Genomic DNA, 19,159 nt, shown 5'->3' with positions numbered 1-19,159 from the left:
CATGAGCACGATTCGACTTCCGAGGATCGCCGTCTCCCGGGACCTGGCCAAGGACCTGGTCTGGGCCGACGAGGTGAAGGCCGACGAGCCGGTGGTGCTCGACGGCCGCTGGATGGTCGTGAACAACGAGGACTTCGCCAGCCAGCTCGCCACCGAGCTGCGCAAGCGGAACATCGTGCACTTCGAGGTGCTCGGCGGCAGCCCCGAATGGCAGGACGCCATTCGGGCCGCCGGGGCCACCTACAACGTGCAGATCAACGTGCAGTCGCTGGACTAGGCGTCGATCCAGCGGATGTTCTTCCCGGACCGTTCCAGCACGCCGTCCCACAGCTTCTGCTCCGCATAACCCTGCTGCCTGCCCGAGTTGTTGAAGAACAGCTCGGCGTACTTCTCCCAGCGGACATAGTCCTGGCGCAGCTCGTTGTTCTCGATGCGGCTGGCGGCGGTGCGGAACTGGCCCTGCAACGCGGCCTGGGCCAGCGCCGGAAAGGGGTCGGGCCCCGCGGAACCCGACTGCAGGTAGTCCAGATGCTCCGTCCACCGACTGCGCAGTTTCAATGCCACATCCTGGACCGCGATCAGCGCGGCCAGCTGCGCGGTATTGCGGCGTTCGGCGCGCTGCGCCCTGCGGTTTCCCAGCACCGTCACCCAGGTGATGGCCAGGCCCGTGAGCAGGCCGAGGAACGCGGTGGTCCACGGGGTCAGGCTCAGCGATGAAATGTCCTCCCGCACGAAATCGCACAGCTGGATCAGGTCCTTCGAATCCAGCTGCCCGCACGTTTGAATCTGCATCACGCCCCCTCGCCGCCGCCCATCCAGGCCATGCCGGTATTCTATGCGCGAATCCGGCGGGCCAATAGGGCCAGCGGGAACCAGCGCCGGCCCGGGCGCGGTTAGGCAGGAGCATGCTTGGCGGCCCGCACCGCGCGGATCATGGCCCAGGCCAGCGCAAGGGCGAACGCGGGGAGCTCGACCAGCAGGAAGACCGGCCCGAGCAGCAGCGTGCAGGCGGCGGCCGCGGCGGTGCAGGCAAACCCTGTCCATGAAGGCGCCAGCGCGGCGGCGTGGCCCGCGCGCCAGGCCTCATCGGAGGCGAAGAGCGCAGGCAGCCGGTAGCCGGCCCAGTGGTTGCGGGTGATCCTGTCGGCAGCGCAGGCCCTGCAGGTCAGCGCAGAGGCGAGCATGAGCAGCGGCAGGATGAACGTCATGGGCAGATATCCCTGATGCATCGTCATGTGACCCACCCGTTTCCCGGTTCCTGATTCCGAGGATAAACCCGCCGCGAGCGCCTGGCGCCATGAATATGCCATGCGCTGGCTGAGCACCCGAAGCGAACTAGGAGCTTGCCTGCGGCGGACGGTATGGTTCAGATATGGCTGTCTCAGATCCTCTTTTCCTTGATAAATCCAATCCGGAGTTGTGGAACTCGATTGGGAAGTTCGCCAATCAGCTGGCCAAGTCCTACCAGGCGGCAGGCATCAGCGACCGGCTGGCCGAACTGGTGAACCTGCGCGTCTCGCAGATCAACGGCTGCGCCTACTGCCTGGATCTGCATGCCCGCAAGGCCATCGACGCCGGGGAGAGCCTGCAGCGCATCAACTTGCTGTCCACCTGGAATGAATGCGGCGGACTGTTCGACGAGGAAGAGTGCGCGGCGCTGGCCATCGCCGAGGCCGCAACCACCCTGCCCACCCCCGAGGAGCGCATCGCGGCGGTAGCTTCGGCACGGCTGGTGTTCACCGACGAGCAGGTGGCCGCCATCCAATGGATCGCCGTGGCGATGAACGCCTTCAACCGGATCTCGGTGCTCTCCCGGCATCCGGTCAAGGACCGCACCCTAACCGAAAGCGCACAGCAGTGAAGGTATCCAAGCGCGGAGAAGTCCCGCCGTTCGAGGTCATGCAGATCGTCGAGGACGTCGCGCACCTGCGCGCCGCCGGCCGCGACGTGATTTCCTTGTGCGTCGGGGAACCCGGCGGGGGAGCACCCGCCGCGGTCAACGAGCTCGCCGCACAGCTGCATGCGCGGAACGCGGATTTCGGCTACACCCCGACCGCCGGCTTGGCCGAGACCCGCGAGGCCTTGGCCGCGCACTATCTGGCCCGCTACGGGGTCCAGATCCCGGCGCGGAACTTCATCATGACCACAGGATCCTCCGGCGCCTTCCAGCTGGCGTTCCTCGCCGCCTTCGACGCCGGGGAAGTGGTGGCGTTGGCCCGTCCCGGGTACCCGGCCTACGCCAACATCCTCGGTGCCTTGGGCCTCACGGTGCTGGATCTTCCCACCGGTGAAGCCGAACGCTTCCAGCCGACCGTGCAGCTGCTGGAACAGGCCCTGGCCGAGCACGGGCGGCTCGACGGCCTGGTCATCGCCTCGCCGAACAACCCGACCGGCACCATGTTCAGCGCAGACGAGCTCGACGAGCTGTGCAGCTGGTGCGAAGACCACGGTGTGAGGCTTGTCAGCGACGAAATCTACCACGGCATCGAATTCGTTCCCGAACGCCAGGGGCGCACCTCCTGGGAGTTCTCCCGCTCCTCGATCGTGGTTTCGTCCTTCTCCAAATACTGGGGCATGACCGGCTGGCGCCTGGGCTGGATGATCGTCCCGGACGACATGCTGGCCGCGGTGGATGCACTGGCCTCGAACCTCGCCTTGTGCGCGCCGGCCCCGGCCCAGCGTGCGGTCATCGCCGCCTTCGATCCGTCGAGCCTGGCGGAGGCTGAACAGCGGGTCGCGGAGTTCGCGAAAACCCGCGAGCTGGTGCTGGCCAACTACGGAAAACTGGGCATCGAGCAGGCCGCGCCGGCCGACGGCGCGTTCTACCTCTACGGGAGGCTCAGCGAGCGAGTCCTCGACCGCTTCGGCACCGCCGGAGAGTACTGCCGGCAGGTGCTGGAACATGCCCAGGTGGCGCTGACCCCGGGCGGCGACTTCGACCCGTTCGAGGGGCACCTGTTCATCAGGCTGTCGTTCGCCGCCGGTTACGAACGGGTGGCCGAGGCGCTGGAACGGGTGGAAGCGTTTTTGCGCCAGACGCTGTCCGGGGTATAGGACTCGTGGATCGGTGGTGAGAAACCTGGGTGACCTGCACCGCCAGTTCCGCACGAACCTTGTGGTCAATTTTGATGTTGAGCTTCTTGAAACCCACCATCCTGCGACAGTCGTGACGCCAAGCGGCCGATGACATATTAGGTGCTTTCAGGACCGCCGCGTCCTAATCCGCCTGCCTTTGGGCATCCACTATGGCGATGCGTGTGCACGACGTCGGAGTTCGGGCCGGGGAACGCCTGCTGTTCCACATAATGGCGGCCAGCAAAGGAATGGAGCGCCGTGGCGGCTTCGGTGAATCGGAAAGGCCAATAATCCGAACCCCTGATTCAAGCTTCTGAATCATTGCGCATGATCCCAAATTCGTTCTTGCAGGTTCGAACTGCTGAGGACTGGAACTCGCGGTATGCGAAGAAGCGGGCACGGAATGATCCGTGCCCGCTGTTCCGGCATAGCGATCCCTGCGGATCCTCGAAGCCTTATTCAGCCAGCGGACCGCCGACCTCGTCCACCATGGCGAAGAGCCTGCGCAGCACCGCTGGGTCGTTGATCCCGTCGTGCTCGTGCTCATTGGTGACCCATGCCTGCAATCCGCCGACCTGCTTCGCGGTGTCCAGCGACAGCCCGGCATCCACGTACATGTCGTCGTAGTAGACGGCGGCGGCCATCGGAACCCGGTTCGCCGCGATCTTCTCCAGGTCGTAGATCTTCCGGTGGGTGCCGCGCGCGGCCAGCACCTCGACGGCCGGGATGAACGGACGCAGCAGCCGGGTTTCCTCGAAGGTCCAGCGGAACATCATTTCGCCGGCGAACAGCAGGGTGGGCGCATCCGTGGCGAACTCCGGGTGCCGCTCCAGCTCCGCCTGGGCGGCGAAGGCGCTGGGGCCGTTGGCTCCGTTGCCGTAGATGTCCTCCTGCAGCACCGCGAACAGCGGGTTGCCGGCGAAGCTGGTGCGTGCCTGAACTTCCTGCAGCAGCGCATCGCTGATGCCGGTGCCGTCGCCGGAGAGCTCCAGCAGCCAGTGCAGGCGCTCGAAGCCCGGGCCCATGCCGAAGTCGATGCCCAGCGACTGCAGCCGGCGGACCGTGAAGCGGTCGCCGTCGGGCAGCAGCACCTCGCGTTCGGACAGAGTGCGGGCCAGATTGGCGGCGCGGGCACGGTCCTGCGGGTACATCCGGTAGAACTGCTCGTTCTTGGCGCGCACCCGGTGGATGGTGCGGGCGTAGACCCCGGCGGCGCTGGGCTCCAGGCTCGGCAACCCGCCGGTGATGAAGCAGGCGCTCAGCGCGTTATCGAAGCAGCTCAGGTAGCTCAGCGTCAGGAACCCGCCGTAGCTCTGGCCCAGCGTGGCCCACTTGCGGCCCTGGTAGCCGCGGCGGCGGATCGCCTCCGCGTCGGCCACGATGGAGTCCGCACGGAAGTTCTCCAGGTACGCCGCGCCGCTGCCGCCATCCGGGAACCCGGAGATCACCTGGGCGGTGACCGGGGTGGAGCGGCCGGTGCCGCGCTGGTCCATGAGGATCACGCGGTAGCGTTCCAGCGCCACGTCCAGCCGGTCCGAACCGCCCACCGGTCGCGGGCCCTGCCCTCCGGGGCCGCCCTGCAGGTAGACCATCAGCGGCAGCTGCTGCCCGTCCAGATGTGCGCGCACCATTTCGCGGTAGAACAGCTCGATGGTGGCGCCGTCCGGATCGTTCCAGTCCAGCGGCACCTGAAGCACGTAGTCGCGGTAGCGGCGGCCTGCGGCCACGTAGGTTTCCAGCAGCCGCGGGGCTGCCTCCAAGTTCTGCACGGCCTGTGCCAGCGCGGTCATTTGGCGCCCTCCAGCAGTCCCAGCGAATCGAAGACCGGGGCTCCGGCCTGGATGACGGTGCGGTCCTTGGCCTCGGACACGAGGAAGTCCAGATCCCGGCGGGGATCCCCGTCCAGCACCAGCAGGTCCGCGGCCTTGCCGGCGGCCAGCGAGCCGATCGACTCGTTGCCGATCAGTTCAGCGTTCACGCTGGTGGCCGAGCGCAGCAGGTCCTGAACGGAGGATGCCGCCGCCTGCAGCGCCAGGCCGTTGAGCTGCTCGTCGCCCAGCTCGCCCATCAAATCGCTGCCGAAGCCGACCTTGACCCCGGCATCCAGCGCATGGCGCACCGCCTGCTGCCCGCGCTCGAGCACGATCCGGTTCTTCTCCTGGGAGACCTTGGCCAGGCCGAGCTCCTCACCGCGCGCATCCATGGCCGCATAGGCCGCCAGGGTGGGGACCAGGAAGGCGTCGTGCTCCGCCATGAGCTTGGCGGTATCGGCATCCAGCAGGTTGCCGTGCTCGATGCTGCGCACCCCGTTGTCCACCGAGTGCCGGATCGCCGGCACCGAGTAGGCATGCGCGCAGACATAGGATCCGCGGCGGGCGGCCTCGGAGGTGATGGTGCGGATTTCCTCCGGGGAATACTGCGGGATTTCCAGCGGATCGGTCAGCGAGATGACCCCGCCGCTGGTCATGATCTTGATGGCGTGGGCCCCGGTGCGGAACGCGTCGCGCACCGCCACGCGCAGGTTCTCCGGCCCGTCCACGATCCGGCACATGTGCCCGTGGCTGAAGCAGGTGTCCAGATGCGCCTCGCGCGGGTCGCCGTGCCCGCCGGTCTGGCTGAAGGCAGGGCCGGTGAAGTAGTAGCGCGGGGAGGGAAACAGCTTCTCCCCGATGGCGCGGGCCAGGCCCAGATCTCCGCCGGCCACATCGCGCACGGTGGTGAAGCCACGGCGCAGCGCGGCGGACAGGCGGTGGGAGCCGGCCAGCGCGGAGTAGGACAGCGGGCCCAGCTCGTTCTCCAGCCCCTGCAGTGCCACAGCGTAGGCGTGGAAGTGCGCGTCGATCAGCCCGGGCAGCACGGTGCGTCCGGCGGCGTCGATGCAGGTGCCTTCGCATTGGGAACCGACGGCGGTGATGGTCCCGCCGGCCAGCGTGATGTTGGCCGGCTCGTCCAGGAAGCGCTGGCCGTCGAAGACCGTGGCATTGCACAGGGTCAGGGTGCTCATGCGCGCACCGCCAGGTTCATCGCCCGGGTCATCCACTGCTCCAGCCCCGAGGCATCCAGCGGGAGCTCTCCGGAGAGGTTCTCATAGCCGGTGGCGGTGATCAGCAGGTCGTCCTCGATGCGCACGCCCAGGCCGCGCAGCTCCGGCGGGACCATGACGTCGTGGGCGTGGAAGTAGAGGCCGGGCTCCACGGTGAGCACCATGTTCTCCTCCAGCAGCGCGCCCTGGTAGTCCTCGTAGTGCGAGTGCGAGCAGTCGTGCACGTCCAGGCCCAGGTGGTGGCCCACGCCGCAGACCAACCAGCGGCGGTGCTGCTGGCCGGTGGGGGACAGCGCCTCGTCCACGGAGACCGGCAGCAGGTCCCAGTCGTGCAGGCCCTTGGCGATTTCCTCCATGCAGGCGAAGTGGAAGTCGCTGAACGGCTTGCCCGGGGCCAGCGCGGCCAGGCCTGCGCGGTGGGACTTCTCCACCAGGTCGTGGACCTGGCGCTGGGCGTCGGTGAAGTAACCGGCCACCGGGAAGGTGCGGGTGACGTCAGCGGTGTAGCAGGAGCGTTCCTCCACACCCATGTCCAGCAGCAGCAGCTGGTCTTCGCGCACCGGCCCGTCGCAGCGGGTCCAGTGCAGGGTGGGCGCATGGATGCCGGCGCCGATGATGGTGGCGTAGCCCGGACCGTTGCCGTAGGTGCGGGCGGCGCGGTCGAAGGTGCCCTGCAGCCAGCGTTCGCCGCCGGAGGCGATGGCCTGCGGGATCTCGGCCAGCACCTGGCGGAAACCGTCGATGGTGTGGTCCACCGAGGCGCGCAGCTGCCCGATTTCCCAGTCGTCCTTGACCATGCGCAGCCGGGAAAGGACCCGCTTCAGGGCGGGGGAGTCCTGGGCGTTCAGCCGGGCTAGCTCGTTGGAGTCCACTGCGCCGGCGGCCTGGAATCGGCCGGCGCGCACGGCGGAGTCGAGTTCCTGGATCGAGCGCACCGGGATGCCCAGCGCACGCTGCCAATCGGCGGGCTTGTGGCTGGGGCCGACCCAGAGCTCGCCGTGGATGGCATTGGAGAAGAAGTCCGCGGTGCCCGGTGCGTAGGGGACCGGGAGGAACAGCTCGAAGTCGTGGCCGCCGCTTCGCGGGTGGCCCAGCAGCACGGCGGCCTCGACCTGGGCATTAACCAGGTACATGAAATCGGAGTGGGCGCGGAACTCGTGGAAGTTGTCGTTGGCGCGTACCGGGGCGTGGCCGGCGAACACCATGATTCCCTGCCCGGCGAAGGCCGCCGAGAGGTTCTCGCGGTGCAGTGCGGCGGCCTGCGCGGCAGCGGCATCGACAGGGGCCGGCAATTCCGGGGATTCCCAGCCCTTGGCCATGAAGTCTATGAAGGGCTGGCTATTCGCCAGCCGGGGAATGGCGTTCTCCCCGTTCCGTGGTGTCGGCATTGACTTGGGGAGTTTCTCACTCATCGACGTGGTGCTCCTGTGAAACGAGAACTAGTGGGATGGCAGGGCCTAGGAACCCCGTCCTTCAAGCTTTTCACGGATCCAGCGTGCCCGCGGCATGAAACAGTGTCGTAAAACCGCCACGTCGTTAATCAGTCTCTGCTGATTCAGTCTCCGGCTTCGCGGCCCACGATCAGGTGCCTGGCGCTGATGGCGCCGAGCTGGAACCGGCTGGCCGCGCCGAAGCTGCGCTGCAGGGCATGGATCTTGCGCTGTACCGTGCGCACGCTGACACCGAGTGCACGGGCCACCGATTCGTCTTTCTGCCCGGCGGCCAACAGCCGCAGGATCTGTATCTCGTCGTCCTCCAGCAGCGTCCCGGACTCGAACTTCCGGTTGCTGACCTGCAGTGCGGTTTCCCAGACCTTGGTAAAGGAATCGTTGATGAAATCGGCCAGCACCGGCGAGGTGAGCTGTATAGCCAGATGCGATGCGGTGGAGTGCCCCGAAGCATGGATGATGAACTCCTCGCGGTCGCGGATCAGCAGACGGGTCGAGACATTGGTGGATACCCGGGCTTCCTCGCCCTGGCCCACCGAGTCGAGCATGGCCAAGGTGAGGTCCCCGCGTTCAAAGACTGATGGATCGTAGACCACCCGGAAGCGCACCCCGCGGGCCAGCGCCGCAGGCTGGGACTTCGACTGGGATTCCGCATGGGCGGGCCTGCCTCCGCGGTCCAGCGCATCGATCGAATGCACCGCCCGGTCCTGGAAGTCGTTGAAGGTGTCGACCAGATCCTGGCGCGTGTAGATCAAGCGCATCGACAGGCCATCTTGATGCACGTGGGTGCCGTCCGTCGGAACCCCAGTGCGGCGCATGTCATCAGCCAGCGAGGCCAGCTGCTGAGAAATCGACGTGAGAGTATCGGCATCCATGCGGGAACGACCTTAGAAACGTGTGACGGGGCGGTGGCCCATGCACCGGGCAAGCGGCACGGGGGACAGTTGAATCATGGCACATTTCAGCGGGCAGGAACCCGGATGCGATGGGCAGGATGCAGATTCTCCACAGTTCGCCGGGATTCGGCGAAGCACTGCGGGCAAGGTGTGAAAGTGGGAGCAGGCCGCCGCTACCGGCCGCCGGAACTGCATCCCAGAACTGAGGAGAAAACCATGCCGTCACTGCCGGATCCTGTCGACCGCGAATGTCTGCCGTGCTATCTCTATCGAGTCGCCGGCACCGAACCTTGCGCCGCGAACCTGCGCGCACTCATGCATTACCGCGATTATTCCGCCCCGCGGGCCACCGCCCTGGAACGGAAGATCAAGCTGCTGGGGGGCTTCTGCGATTGCGAGGTGCTGTTGAACGTCTTCCGTCCCATCACCGATGAAGCGGCGCGCGCCATGGACGAGGGGACGGACATGGTCTGCAAAGGAACACGCCGCGGCAGCATTCAACCCTGCGAACAGTGGATGATGCGCCGCGGCGTGCAGTGGGGCGGAGGCCAGTTCCGCTCCCGAAGTGCTTAGATTCTCTAGTCTTCCAAGCTCCCGTTGGAGTTGGTCCGGTTCTTCTTTCCGGACATGAAAGCCTTGAGCAGTTCCACGCCGATCGGGATCACGGAGATGAAAACGATCAGAATGAAGATGAGGTCGATGTTGTCTTCGATCCAGGCGAACTGTCCGAGCCAGTAGCCCAGCATTGTGACGCCGACGCCCCACAGCATCGCGCCAATGAGGTTGAAGAAGATGAAGGTCTTGTGGTTCATCTTGGCAACGCCGGCAACCACGGGAACGAAGGTTCGGACCACCGGAACGAAACGGGCCAGGATGACTGCGCGGCCGCCGAAACGCTCGAAGAAGTTGTGGGCGTGCTCGACATTCTTCTGCGAGAAGAAGCGCGAATCCGGCTTCTTGAATATCGCGGGTCCGGACTTTTGCCCGATGATGTAACCTGTCTGGTCACCGGCGAAGGCACAGACGAAAATGCACAATGCGAACAACCACAGTGGCACATGGATGGTGCCGGTAGCGATGAGCATGCCCACGGTGAAGAGCATCGAGTCGCCGGGAAGGAAGAACCCGACCAGCAGACCCGTTTCCGCGAAAACGATGCCGCAAACGATCAGGACGACCCACGGCGCCAAAGCGGGGTCGTTCAGGAAGACCGCGGGATTCAGCCAGTCTGGCAGGAAAGCCGCACCCAAGGTGGGCGATCCGAGTTCGGTCACTATCGAAAGAAATGAAGAATGATCTAGCACGAGAAAAGCCTACGGGATTTCGCTGTGAGTTTGCCCGTGCATAGACGCAGATCACTGCGGTAAAACGACTCTGGAAGGGCGTCTTGGCCGGGCTGACCGGTAAATTCTCCGCTGCCGGGAACACACTGGACTTCGAGCCCGCAGTGATGGACGAACCGGTCGGAGTAGCCAAGCTCACACCCGTTGGCCCTGAGTGCAAGAGCCAGTTGGGAAGGGGCAGCCAGATGGCGTGTGCCGACCCATGACAACGGTCATGCGCAAGTCGTGACATTCCGCTCTTCGCGCGCGGCCCTTTACCGCGAAGACTTGGAGCATGGAAACGCTGAACCGTACCGAAGCAGTCACGCTGACGGGTCTGAGAAAGACCTTCACGACTCCACGCACGAAGGTCGAGGCCGTGTGCGGAGTCGACCTGAGCATCCATGCCGGCCAAATTGTTGCCCTGCTCGGTCCGAACGGCGCGGGCAAGACCACTACCGTGGACATGATCCTGGGGCTGACCCAGCCAAGCGCCGGCACGGTGGAGGTCCTGGGCCTGAGCCCGCATCGGGCTGTCACCTCAGGCAGGGTCTCGGCAGTGCTCCAGACCGGAGGGCTGCTGCGCGACATGACCGTTCGCGAAACCGTCACGGTGATTGCCACCATGCACGGGCAGGCCGGCCGCGTCGCACAAGTCATGGACCGCACCGGGCTGACAGCCATCGCCAAGCGCAAAGTCGGCAAATGCTCGGGAGGCGAACAGCAGCGCATCAAATTCGCGCTGGCCTTGCTCCCGGACCCCGACGTGCTGATCCTCGACGAACCCACCGCCGGCATGGACGTGATGGCCCGCCGCGACTTCTGGGAGAACATGCGCTCCGAGGCCTCTAACGGGCGCACCATTATTTTCGCCACCCACTATCTGGAAGAAGCGCAGAATTTCGCGGAGCGCACCGTGCTGATGAGCCACGGACGCATCGTGGCGGACGGGGCGACAGAAGAACTGCGCAAGCTGATTTCCGGACGCACGGTCAGCGCCACGCTGCCCACCGAGCAGGCAATCGCACAGGCACAGGCCTTCGATGCCTCGGTGAGCATCGCCGAACGCAACGGACAGCGCATCTCCTTCAAATGCGCCGACTCCGACAGCTTCGCCCAAACCCTGTTGACCGACCTGGGCGCCTGGGACCTTGAAATCTCTGCGCCAAGCCTGGAAGACGCATTCATCCAACTGACCGAGGACGCACAATGATTGCCACCTATATCCGCGTTGAATTCGCCCGGCACTTCCGCGACGGCTACAACCTGGTCTTCGCGCTACTGCTGCCAGCGGCCATGTACTTCCTATTCGGCAACATCCCCAGCTACACGGATGCCGAGGTGGGCAGCGGCAACGTCAAGTTCTACCTGATGGTCTCCATGGCCGCCTACGGCGCGGCCGTCAGCACCGTGGCCATTGCCGGCACGGTGGCCACCGAAACCATGCAAGGCTGGGGCCGGCAGATCGCACTGACCAAGATGACACCGGCGTCCTTCGTCGCCAGCAAGATGATTGTCGCTGCCACGGTAGCTGCGGCCTCGGCGGCGCTGGTCTTCGCGCTGGGCGCAGGCACCGGAGCGCGGGTCACCGACGGCTGGATGTGGGTGGTTAGCTACCTGATCATCTTGAGCGGTGCCATGATCTTCGCCTGCTACGGCATCGGCGTGGGAATGCTGTTCAAATCGGAATCCGCGCTGGGTTTGGCCTCGGGCCTGATGGTGTTCTTCGCCTTCTTCGGCAACGTATTCATGCCTCTGGAAGGCGGCATGCTCGATGCAGCCCGGTTCACTCCGATGTTCGGCTACGTCGCCCTGGCCCGCTATCCGATGCTCCATGAAATTCCGGCAGGAACCGACATGGCTCCGGATCCATTGTGGATTCCAGTGACTAGTGTGGTGGCATGGGCACTCATCTTCGCGCTCTTCGCGGTTTTCGCAACCCGAAAGGCCAAGGCACGCCAGTGAACACTGAGGGAACCGGTCCCACGGCAATGAACCAGGCCCGGTGCGAGGTCGACGATGGCACCGCCTTCTGGGACAAATGGGGCTGGCTGGTTGCCGGGGTCTGGATCATCTTCCTGATTTTCCCGATCATGGACCTGCTGTTCGAGGACTACTCACTGTCCACCAGGATCATCGGGTTGGTCCTGGTGGTGGTCTTCGCGGCGGTCTATATCAGGGCCTACGCAGAGTTCAGCCGCGTGGTGGGCGAAGGCGGCACCAGGCATCCGCGAGCCCATATCTACTTCGCGATCCTGTGGGTGATCGTGCTGGCGGGGCTTCCGGTGATCGGGCTGACCGTCATGGGCATGTTCCCGTTCCTGACCTCGTATTCGGCTTTCTTGCTGACCAAGCGCTACACGATTGCCAGCTACACCGCGGTCGCCGTGTTGTGTTTCGCCCTGCCGATCATCCACGGCGACTTCGTGGATCTGCTGTTCCTGATCGGCCTGAACCTGGTGCTAATGGTGGTGTATGCGATTACCGTCGCGGCGATCACGCGCTCGGTGGCATCTGAGCAGATCCGCGCCGACTACCTGGTGGTGGCCGAACAGGAACGCATGGCCCGCGACGTGCATGACGGCATCGGCCATTCGCTGACCGCATTGAACCTCAAAGCCCAGCTGGCCTTGCGCCTCATGGACGCCGGCAGCTACCAAGAAGCGCGCGGCGAACTGGAACAGCTCAGCGAGCTGGCGGTCGCGGCGCTGGATTCTGTCCGCACCACGGTGCACGGGCTGAATCGGCAGAACCTCGAAGCCGAACTGCAGGAACTCCACCAGGCCTGCACGGACAACGGCCTGGAATTCACGGTGCTGGGCACGGTGGAGGACATCCCCGTGGCCTGGCGGTCGCACATTGCGTGGATCCTGCGCGAGGCGGTCACCAATGTGCTGCGCCACGCCCACGCCGGATCCGTCGTGGTGCGGCTGGGCGCCGCAGGAGTCAGCGTGGACGACGACGGCGACGGCATCCAGGGCGGCGAGAGCGGCCACGGCATCCGGGGCATGCAGGAACGCGCCCGGCTGTTCGGCGCCAGTTGTACAGTGGGATCATCCAGGCTGGGCGGAACCAGCGTGCAGGTCGCATTCGGTGCGGGAAACGGGGATACATGATCAAGGTGCTGATCGCCGACGACCAGCACTTGGTGCGCGGCGCACTGGCCGCCCTGCTCAATCTGGAGGACGACATCCAGGTGGTCGCCGAATGCGCCGACGGCGACGAGGTCGCGCAGGCGCTGGATGCCAGCGGTGCGCAGGTCGCGCTGCTGGACGTGCAGATGCCCCGGTTGGACGGGTTGCGCGCCGCGCAGCTGCTGCGCGACAGCCATCCCGGGGTCAAGATCCTGATCGTGACCACCTTCGACCGCCCAGGATACTTCCGCCAGGCCTTCGAAGCAGGAGCCAGCGGATTCCTGGTCAAGGATTCCCCTCCGGCGGAGCTGGTCGCCGCCATTCGCCGCGTGCATTCGGGCGGCAAGGTCGTGGACCCGCAGCGCGCCATGCTCAGCGTGGAAACCCGCGCCAACCCGCTGACCGAGAGGGAACGGGAAATCCTCGCGCTGGCCGCCGGCGGGGGACCGGTGTCGCAGATCGCCGCCTCCTTGCACCTGTCGGCCGGAACGGTGCGCAACCACCTGTCCAACGCCATCGGCAAAACCAATACCTCGAACCGGATCGAGGCGGCCCGCACCGCGCGGGAAATGGGCTGGATCTAGCGGGTGGCGAAGTGGGTGATGACCCCGATCATCCATACCGAGGAGGCCAGCAGCACGCAGCCCAACTCGATGACGATCCCCAGCCCCATGGCCTTCAATGCCGCCCAGGATGAGGCCAAGGCTCCCGAGGTTTCGCCACGGCGTATCGCTTCGCCGACGAACAAACCCACCGCGAAGCCCAGGAACAGCCCGGCCACCGGGATCAGGAAGGCCCCGGCAATCGCGCCGATCAGGGCCGCGAGGATGGACCCCTTCGGAATGGCATGCTGCTTGAGCTTGCGGCCGGTGAGCACCGCGGACGCTGACCAACCGAGGAAGGCGATGGCGATGCCCAGCCCTGCGGCCCACCAGGAAGCACCGCTGCCCAGCAGCCAGCCCCAGGCCAGCAGCGTGCCCATGGCCAGCAACGATCCGGGAAGGATGGGGAAGATGGTTCCCAGCGCGGAAACCACCAGCAGCAGGCCGGCAAGAATCGTGTAAACAATTTGTAGATCCACATGCCCAGTGTGGCACGGTGAGCATGAAGGCAACGCACACCGGATAACGGGAGGTCCTCATGTCCGAGGAAAACAAGGCACGGGTCAGCGTGCAAATCCAGGGTTCCACGGCCGTGGTGCTGCTGGAGAACCAACGCCAGTTCAACGCCCTGACCAAGGACATGTGCCTGCAGCTGCTGGGCGCCCTTGCCGTGCTGTCCGCCGATCCGGCGGTGTCCGCGATCGTGATCCGCGGCGCCGGCGGCAACTTCTGCGCCGGGATCGCCATCGACCAAATGGACCAGGTGCTCTTCGATGAGGATGCCGACGGGCAGCTGCTGAACCACTTCGATCTGGTGGACCGGGCCATCGCCGGCTGCCCCAAGACCACCATCGCGGTGGTGGAAGGCAACTGCTTCGGCGGGGCCTGGCAGCTGGCCTCGGCCTGCGAGATCCAGCTGGCGGCCGATGACGTGAAAATCGCGATCACCCCGGCGAAGATCGGGCTGGTGTTCCCGCGTCCGGGCATCGAACGGCTGGTGCGCACGGTGGGCGAAAGCCGGGCCAAGTACCTGCTGTATTCGGGATCGCGCATCTCGGCGGCCGAAGCGCTGGACTGGGGCATGTTCACCCGGATGCACCCGGCCGCGCAGCTGGAGGAGGAACTGCACCGGCTGCTGGAAGCGCTGCAGGGCAACTCCCCGTACTCCATCGCGCGGACCCGCGAGGCAATCGCCGCCTATGGGCAGGAGCCAGCGGCCGCCGACTACGAATCCTGGTGGTCGCGGCTCTGGGAGGAGAACGGGGAGAATCCCGAGCTCGTCGAGGGGCGCCGGGCGTTCCTCGAACGCCGGGCGCCGCGCTACGGGGAAGCCTAGGAGGGCTGTCCGGCCTGTTCGGCGTACTGCGCCACCAGCTCGCGCTTGAGGATCTTCCCGCTGGGGCCCAGCGGGAATTCCTTCACGATCTCGATGAGACGAGGGAACTTGTAGGCCGCCATCTGCTCGCTGGCCCAGACTCCGATGGCCTCCGCAGTCAGCGCCGATCCGGCCTCCAGGGTGATGGCGGCGGCGATCTCCTGGCCATGGGTTTCGTGCGGCACCCCGTACACCGCCGCATTGGAAATCTCCGGATGGCTGATGAGCACTTCCTCGACCTCGCGCGGGTAGACGTTGTAGCCGTTGCGCAGGATCATGTCCTTGGTCCGGTCCAGGATGCGCACATAGTCCTCCTCGTCCTTGGTGCCCAGATCCCCGGTGCGGAACCAGCCGTCGACCATCGCCTCGGCCGTGGCCTCGGGGCGGTTCAGGTAGCCGGCGAACAAGTTGTGCCCGCGGACCACCAGCTCGCCGATTTCCCCGCGCGGCAGCAGCCTGATCTGGTCCGGGTAGGCCGGGTCAGCGATCTCCACCTCGACGCCCCACACCGGGGTGCCGATGGTGCCCGGACGCGGGGTGCGTCCCACATGGTTGAAGCAGGCCACCGGCGAGGTCTCGGTCAAGCCGTAACCTTCATGGATGGGCGCGCCGAAGCGCTCTTCAAAAGCAGTCAGCACCGACACCGGCAGGGAGGCGCCACCCGAGACTCCGAACCGCAGGCGGGAGGGCTTGCCCTCGCGCTGCTTGCCAGCCTCCAGCATGGCGACATACATCGTGGGCACCCCGAAGAACAGGTCGATGTCTTCATCCAGCACCAGGTCCAGCGCGCCGGCGGCGGTGAACTTGGGCAGCAGCATGATCTGGGCGCCCACGCGCAGCCCGGTGTTCAGCACCGTGGTCTGTCCGAAGGTATGGAACAGCGGCAGGCCGCCGAAGATCTTGTCGCCGCGGCGCATGTCGATGGTGTCCAGCAGCAGCGTGTTCGCTTGCTCCAGCAGCGCCACATGGGTGCCGAGCGCACCCTTGGGCTTGCCCGTGGTGCCGGAGGTGTAGAGGATCGTGGCGATGTCCTCGGGACGGCGCGGGAGGTAGGTGTCGATGGGGGTGGCCTCCGCGGCAAGGTCCTCCAGCCTGGTACCGCCCAGGTCCCCAGGGGCCAGCACGCTGATCGTCTCGATGCCGCAGAGCTCTGCGCCTGCGGCGCCCTCGCCTAGCAGCGGTGCCGCGCACACCAGCAGGTGCGCCCCGGAATCTTCCAGCATATAGGCGATCTCGCGGCGCTTGAGCAGCGCGTGAATCGGCACCGCGACCGCGCCGAGGGACAGCACCGCGTAGTAGACGCGGGCGAAGTCCGTGACGTTCGGGATCAGCACAGCCACCCGGTCGCCTTCGCCGACGCCGCGAGCCCGCAGGGCCCCGGCATACGCGCGGGTCTCGTCCCAGAGCTGCCGGTAGCTGGTGCTCTGCCCGTTGACGGTGATGGCCTTCAGATCTCCATGGCGGGCGGCGCCTTCGGCGGGGATTGCGGCCACGGACATGGTGACGTTTGACGAGGAAGAAAGCATGGATTGGCTCCCGGGGATCAACGCGAAAAGCGGGTGTGTGCTGTGTCACAACCTAGCATAAGCGGGGCGAAAGCCGGAGGTGGGCACCCTGTGTCGGGCTCGATGGACCTGCAGGTCATATCGTTGCCGCGAGGCGGCCTGAAGTTTAGACTCAGCCCTAGCAACTGGATCATGTATGAAATGGGGAAATGATGCAGGAACTTGGGCAGCCCGGCGCGGAACCGTGCCGGGTGGATTTATTGACTGGTGACATGAAACGAAGCATCGACTTCTACGGCCAGCTTTTCGGATGGACAACGCGCGGCGGGGATTCCGGCGCAGAAGACTCGCTCGACATGTACTTGGGGGACGAACTCGTAGCGGGATTCTTGGACAATGATTCAGGCTCCGGCTGCAGTGATGCATGGGTTACCTATCTGAATGTGGCTGACGCCCATGCGGCCAGCTACTCGGCGGGGATGTACGGTGGCTTCGTTTTCCTGCAGCCGCTGGAAATCAAGGGGCAGGGCACCATCGCCATGATCGGCGACCCTACCGGCATCGGTGTGGGACTCTGGCAGTCCGCCACTGTCGGGGAACTGACCAGGGCCTCGGGACGCCATGGAACCCGTGTCTGGAACGAACTGCACACCACGAAGTTCGAGAAGGTCACCCACTTCTACCGCGATGCGCTGGAATGGGAGCTGCTCAGCCTTTCGGACACCGATGAATTCCGCTACCAGAGCTACGGGCAGGGACCGGACGCCAAGGCCGGGATCTACGATATTTCCGGACAGCCGGATCCGAAACCCGGGTGGCGGACCTATTTCGCGGTGACGGACACGGACAAGGCGCTCGCGCTCGCGAAAAAGCTGGGGGCCAAGGTTCTCCAGCAGGCGAAGGATTCGCCCTTCGGGAGGATGGCGGTGCTCGCCGATCCCACCGGGGCGGAGTTCTCCATCATCCAAACCGTCCCGGCCTGATTCTCAGGAACGACTCCATCGGTAAGGGGTCGTGGTTGTCACCTTGACCATGCCCTGGCGCTCCAGGATGGGGCGGGAATACTCGGTGGAATCGCTGTGCGCAAAACTGTGCCCGGAAGCCATTGCAGACCGGGCGCGGGCATCGGTCAGCGCCCGGTAGATTCCGCGGCCGCGGTAGGCGGGGAGCACTCCTCCGCCCCACAGCCCGACCATTTCGGTGCCGGTCACGGGCTCCATCCTGCCCGCACCGACCATGCGGCTCCCGGCCCAAGAGGCCCACAGTTCGGTCCCGCCGTCGATTTCTGCGCGCGCGGCCAGTTCCCGGGCCATGCCCGGGGCATAGGGTTCGCCGAACGCTTCGGCGGACATGGCGCACATCTGCTCCACCTCGGACCGCGTGGTGATCCGGCGGACCTGCACACCCTGCGGGGTTGGCTGCTTGCTGACCAGGTTCTCAAGCCGGCCGAGCATCACGGACTCCGGCGCCCCGGCGGCGAATCCATGGGACAGCAACGCCTCGTGCAGCCCCGGGGCGTAGTCGTGGCCGCGGGTCTTAAATTCCACCTCGCTGATGCCGGTGAGCGCCGTGAAGTGCTCCAGCGCCGGGCCCACCAGCTCGGCCAGCGGCGTCGATTCGCCGCGGGAGCACCGCGCCGAGGTGATGAAGCCCTGGCCGCCGGGGAAAACCGCCAGGTACAGCGGGCCGAGCCGGTCCACCTGCAGGGCGCCCTGCATTTCCGCATCGGTGCGCAGCAGGGAATCGTAGACATCCAGGAGCCTGGCGGAGGATTCTGTCATGGGAAAATTCTAGGGCCGGCCAGCCCGACGCGCAGCGCTTTGCCCTGGGCCGCGGGTCGGTGGCACACTCAAACGAGGCAGCCAAAGAACAAAGCAGGGAGCACCATGGGACGCAAGATCATCCGGCGCCGCGTCATCCGGGCCATGTCGGATGGAACCACCCGGGTGCGCGAAGAGAAGCTGGCCGGCGAAGAGCCGCTGGAAATCCGTTTCGGGCACACCTCCTTCACCACCTCGATGCGCACTCCCGGGGACGATTTCGACCTCGTCGCCGGTTTCCTGCTGGCCGAAGGGATCGTCACCAAGGCCGAGCACCTGGCCGCGATGCGCTACTGCCTGGGCACCGACGAGGACGGAAACCAGACGTACAACGTCATTGAAGTGCAGCTGGGGTTCGGCGCTGCGCCTCCGGACCTGAGCGCCGCGCGCAATGTCGTGACCAGCTCGGCCTGCGGCATCTGCGGCACCAACTCGATCGACGAGGTGCGCAAGAAATCCACGTTCGAGCTGCGCGAGGACTGCGGCCGGGTGGACCTGGGGGTGCTGCTGTCCATGCCCGACACGCTGCGCGAGTCGCAGAAGCTGTTTTCCTCCACCGGCGGCGTGCACGCGGCCGGCCTGTTCTCCACCGGCGGGGAGCTGCTGATCCTGCGCGAGGACGTGGGCCGCCACAACGCGGTGGACAAGGTGATCGGCGCGGCCCTGCGCGAGGGGCGCATGCCGCTGTCCGACACCGTGCTGCAGGTCTCCGGGCGTGCTTCCTTCGAACTGGTGCAAAAGGCCGCCATGGCCGGAATTCCGGTGCTCACGGCGGTCAGTGCGCCGTCCTCCCTGGCCGTGGACCTGGCCCAGGATGCGGGGCTGACGCTCGCGGCCTTTTCGCGGGGCCACAGCGTAAATCTCTATACGCATGCGCATCGCGTCGTAAACGCGTAGCGTAGTAGGTGTGTGGCTGGCGCCACAGCGTTTTGGCAGGAA

General features: G+C 65.8%; 21 protein-coding genes. 11 read left to right on the top strand and 10 right to left on the bottom strand.

The genetic code is table 11. The features are described 5' to 3' along the window. Position 1 precedes the first annotated feature (1 nt). A complete protein-coding gene (locus JQN66_RS14965; RefSeq protein WP_204675737.1) occupies positions 2-277 on the top strand; it encodes a hypothetical protein in 276 nt (91 codons plus the stop codon). Here JQN66_RS14965 and JQN66_RS14960 read toward each other — a convergent pair. Together JQN66_RS14960 and JQN66_RS14955 are read right to left on the bottom strand one after the other, a co-directional pair. Then, positions 274-792 (bottom strand): hypothetical protein, encoded by a 519-nt coding sequence (locus tag JQN66_RS14960; protein WP_204675736.1) that lies wholly within the window; start codon positions 790-792, stop codon positions 274-276. The two genes, JQN66_RS14965 and JQN66_RS14960, sit on opposite strands and share 4 nt — an antisense overlap. A gap of 101 nt (positions 793-893) precedes the next feature. Next, on the bottom strand, positions 894-1,208 hold the full coding sequence (locus JQN66_RS14955) for an SdpI family protein (protein WP_204675735.1): 315 nt from the start codon (positions 1,206-1,208) through the stop codon (positions 894-896). A 164-nt stretch (positions 1,209-1,372) separates the two neighbouring features. Between JQN66_RS14955 and JQN66_RS14950 the strand changes: the two genes are divergently transcribed. Both JQN66_RS14950 and JQN66_RS14945 read left to right on the top strand, forming a co-directional pair. Next, complete coding sequence (locus JQN66_RS14950; protein WP_188947183.1) at positions 1,373-1,861, top strand: carboxymuconolactone decarboxylase family protein; 489 nt, start codon at positions 1,373-1,375, stop codon at positions 1,859-1,861. Next, positions 1,858-3,054 (top strand): pyridoxal phosphate-dependent aminotransferase, encoded by a 1,197-nt coding sequence (locus JQN66_RS14945; protein WP_239464034.1) that lies wholly within the window; start codon positions 1,858-1,860, stop codon positions 3,052-3,054. The genes JQN66_RS14950 and JQN66_RS14945 overlap by 4 nt, the downstream gene beginning before the upstream one ends. 476 nt (positions 3,055-3,530) lie before the next feature. On the opposite strand, the gene JQN66_RS14940 is transcribed toward JQN66_RS14945, so the two are convergent. The 4 genes from JQN66_RS14940 to JQN66_RS14925 form a co-directional block, all read right to left on the bottom strand. Beyond that, entirely contained in the window at positions 3,531-4,865 is a 1,335-nt protein-coding gene (locus JQN66_RS14940; protein WP_204675733.1) for an alpha/beta fold hydrolase, read from the bottom strand. Then, positions 4,862-6,079, bottom strand: coding sequence for a metal-dependent hydrolase family protein (locus JQN66_RS14935; protein ID WP_204675732.1), 1,218 nt, complete (start codon positions 6,077-6,079; stop codon positions 4,862-4,864). The genes JQN66_RS14940 and JQN66_RS14935 overlap by 4 nt, the downstream gene beginning before the upstream one ends. Then, positions 6,076-7,530 carry an aminopeptidase P family protein gene (locus JQN66_RS14930; protein WP_239464033.1) on the bottom strand — a complete coding sequence of 485 codons (1,455 nt, stop codon included), beginning with the start codon at positions 7,528-7,530 and terminating at the stop codon, positions 6,076-6,078. The genes JQN66_RS14935 and JQN66_RS14930 overlap by 4 nt, the downstream gene beginning before the upstream one ends. A gap of 143 nt (positions 7,531-7,673) precedes the next feature. After that, positions 7,674-8,441 carry a helix-turn-helix transcriptional regulator gene (locus tag JQN66_RS14925; protein ID WP_204675731.1) on the bottom strand — a complete coding sequence of 256 codons (768 nt, stop codon included), beginning with the start codon at positions 8,439-8,441 and terminating at the stop codon, positions 7,674-7,676. 237 nt (positions 8,442-8,678) lie between these two features. On the opposite strand from JQN66_RS14925, the gene JQN66_RS14920 reads away from it, so the two are divergent. Beyond that, positions 8,679-9,035: a DUF2695 domain-containing protein gene (locus JQN66_RS14920; protein ID WP_204675730.1), complete on the top strand. Its 357-nt coding sequence runs from the start codon at positions 8,679-8,681 to the stop codon at positions 9,033-9,035. 5 nt (positions 9,036-9,040) lie between these two features. Here the strand turns inward: JQN66_RS14920 and JQN66_RS14915 are convergent, their stop codons facing one another. Beyond that, entirely contained in the window at positions 9,041-9,736 is a 696-nt protein-coding gene (locus JQN66_RS14915) for a DedA family protein (RefSeq protein WP_239464032.1), read from the bottom strand. Between the two features lie 343 nt (positions 9,737-10,079). Here JQN66_RS14915 and JQN66_RS14910 point away from each other — a divergent pair, with 343 nt between their 5' ends. The 4 genes from JQN66_RS14910 to JQN66_RS14895 are packed head-to-tail and all read left to right on the top strand — an operon-like array spanning position 10,080 to position 13,502. Next, positions 10,080-10,997 carry an ABC transporter ATP-binding protein gene (locus JQN66_RS14910; RefSeq protein WP_204675728.1) on the top strand — a complete coding sequence of 306 codons (918 nt, stop codon included), beginning with the start codon at positions 10,080-10,082 and terminating at the stop codon, positions 10,995-10,997. Then, on the top strand, positions 10,994-11,749 hold the full coding sequence (locus JQN66_RS14905) for an ABC transporter permease (RefSeq protein WP_204675727.1): 756 nt from the start codon (positions 10,994-10,996) through the stop codon (positions 11,747-11,749). The genes JQN66_RS14910 and JQN66_RS14905 overlap by 4 nt, the downstream gene beginning before the upstream one ends. Further along, the gene (locus JQN66_RS14900) at positions 11,746-12,900 is read left to right on the top strand and encodes a sensor histidine kinase (RefSeq protein ID WP_204675726.1); all 1,155 of its coding nucleotides are present in this window, start codon (positions 11,746-11,748) and stop codon (positions 12,898-12,900) included. The genes JQN66_RS14905 and JQN66_RS14900 overlap by 4 nt, the downstream gene beginning before the upstream one ends. Continuing rightward, positions 12,897-13,502, top strand: coding sequence for a response regulator transcription factor (locus JQN66_RS14895; protein WP_204675725.1), 606 nt, complete (start codon positions 12,897-12,899; stop codon positions 13,500-13,502). The genes JQN66_RS14900 and JQN66_RS14895 overlap by 4 nt, the downstream gene beginning before the upstream one ends. Here JQN66_RS14895 and JQN66_RS14890 read toward each other — a convergent pair. Further along, a complete protein-coding gene (locus tag JQN66_RS14890) occupies positions 13,499-13,999 on the bottom strand; it encodes a DUF456 domain-containing protein (protein WP_204675724.1) in 501 nt (166 codons plus the stop codon). The genes JQN66_RS14895 and JQN66_RS14890 overlap by 4 nt on opposite strands. 59 nt (positions 14,000-14,058) lie before the next feature. Between JQN66_RS14890 and JQN66_RS14885 the strand changes: the two genes are divergently transcribed. Next, the gene (locus tag JQN66_RS14885) at positions 14,059-14,856 is read left to right on the top strand and encodes an enoyl-CoA hydratase/isomerase family protein (protein ID WP_204675723.1); all 798 of its coding nucleotides are present in this window, start codon (positions 14,059-14,061) and stop codon (positions 14,854-14,856) included. On the opposite strand, the gene JQN66_RS14880 is transcribed toward JQN66_RS14885, so the two are convergent. Then, positions 14,853-16,421: a long-chain-fatty-acid--CoA ligase gene (locus tag JQN66_RS14880; protein ID WP_204675722.1), complete on the bottom strand. Its 1,569-nt coding sequence runs from the start codon at positions 16,419-16,421 to the stop codon at positions 14,853-14,855. The genes JQN66_RS14885 and JQN66_RS14880 overlap by 4 nt on opposite strands. Before the next feature lie 251 nt (positions 16,422-16,672). Here JQN66_RS14880 and JQN66_RS14875 point away from each other — a divergent pair, with 251 nt between their 5' ends. Next, the gene (locus JQN66_RS14875; protein ID WP_204675721.1) at positions 16,673-17,383 is read left to right on the top strand and encodes a VOC family protein; all 711 of its coding nucleotides are present in this window, start codon (positions 16,673-16,675) and stop codon (positions 17,381-17,383) included. Between the two features lie 3 nt (positions 17,384-17,386). Here the strand turns inward: JQN66_RS14875 and JQN66_RS14870 are convergent, their stop codons facing one another. Further along, entirely contained in the window at positions 17,387-18,181 is a 795-nt protein-coding gene (locus JQN66_RS14870; RefSeq protein WP_204675720.1) for a GNAT family N-acetyltransferase, read from the bottom strand. Between the two features lie 105 nt (positions 18,182-18,286). Between JQN66_RS14870 and fdhD the strand changes: the two genes are divergently transcribed. Continuing rightward, entirely contained in the window at positions 18,287-19,117 is an 831-nt protein-coding gene (gene fdhD, locus JQN66_RS14865) for a formate dehydrogenase accessory sulfurtransferase FdhD (protein ID WP_204675719.1), read from the top strand. Positions 19,118-19,159 lie beyond the last annotated feature (42 nt).

Source organism: Glutamicibacter protophormiae (assembly GCF_016894325.1).
GTDB classification, from domain to species: domain Bacteria; phylum Actinomycetota; class Actinomycetes; order Actinomycetales; family Micrococcaceae; genus Glutamicibacter; species Glutamicibacter protophormiae.
This window is presented reverse-complemented; position numbering and strand designations above follow the sequence as displayed.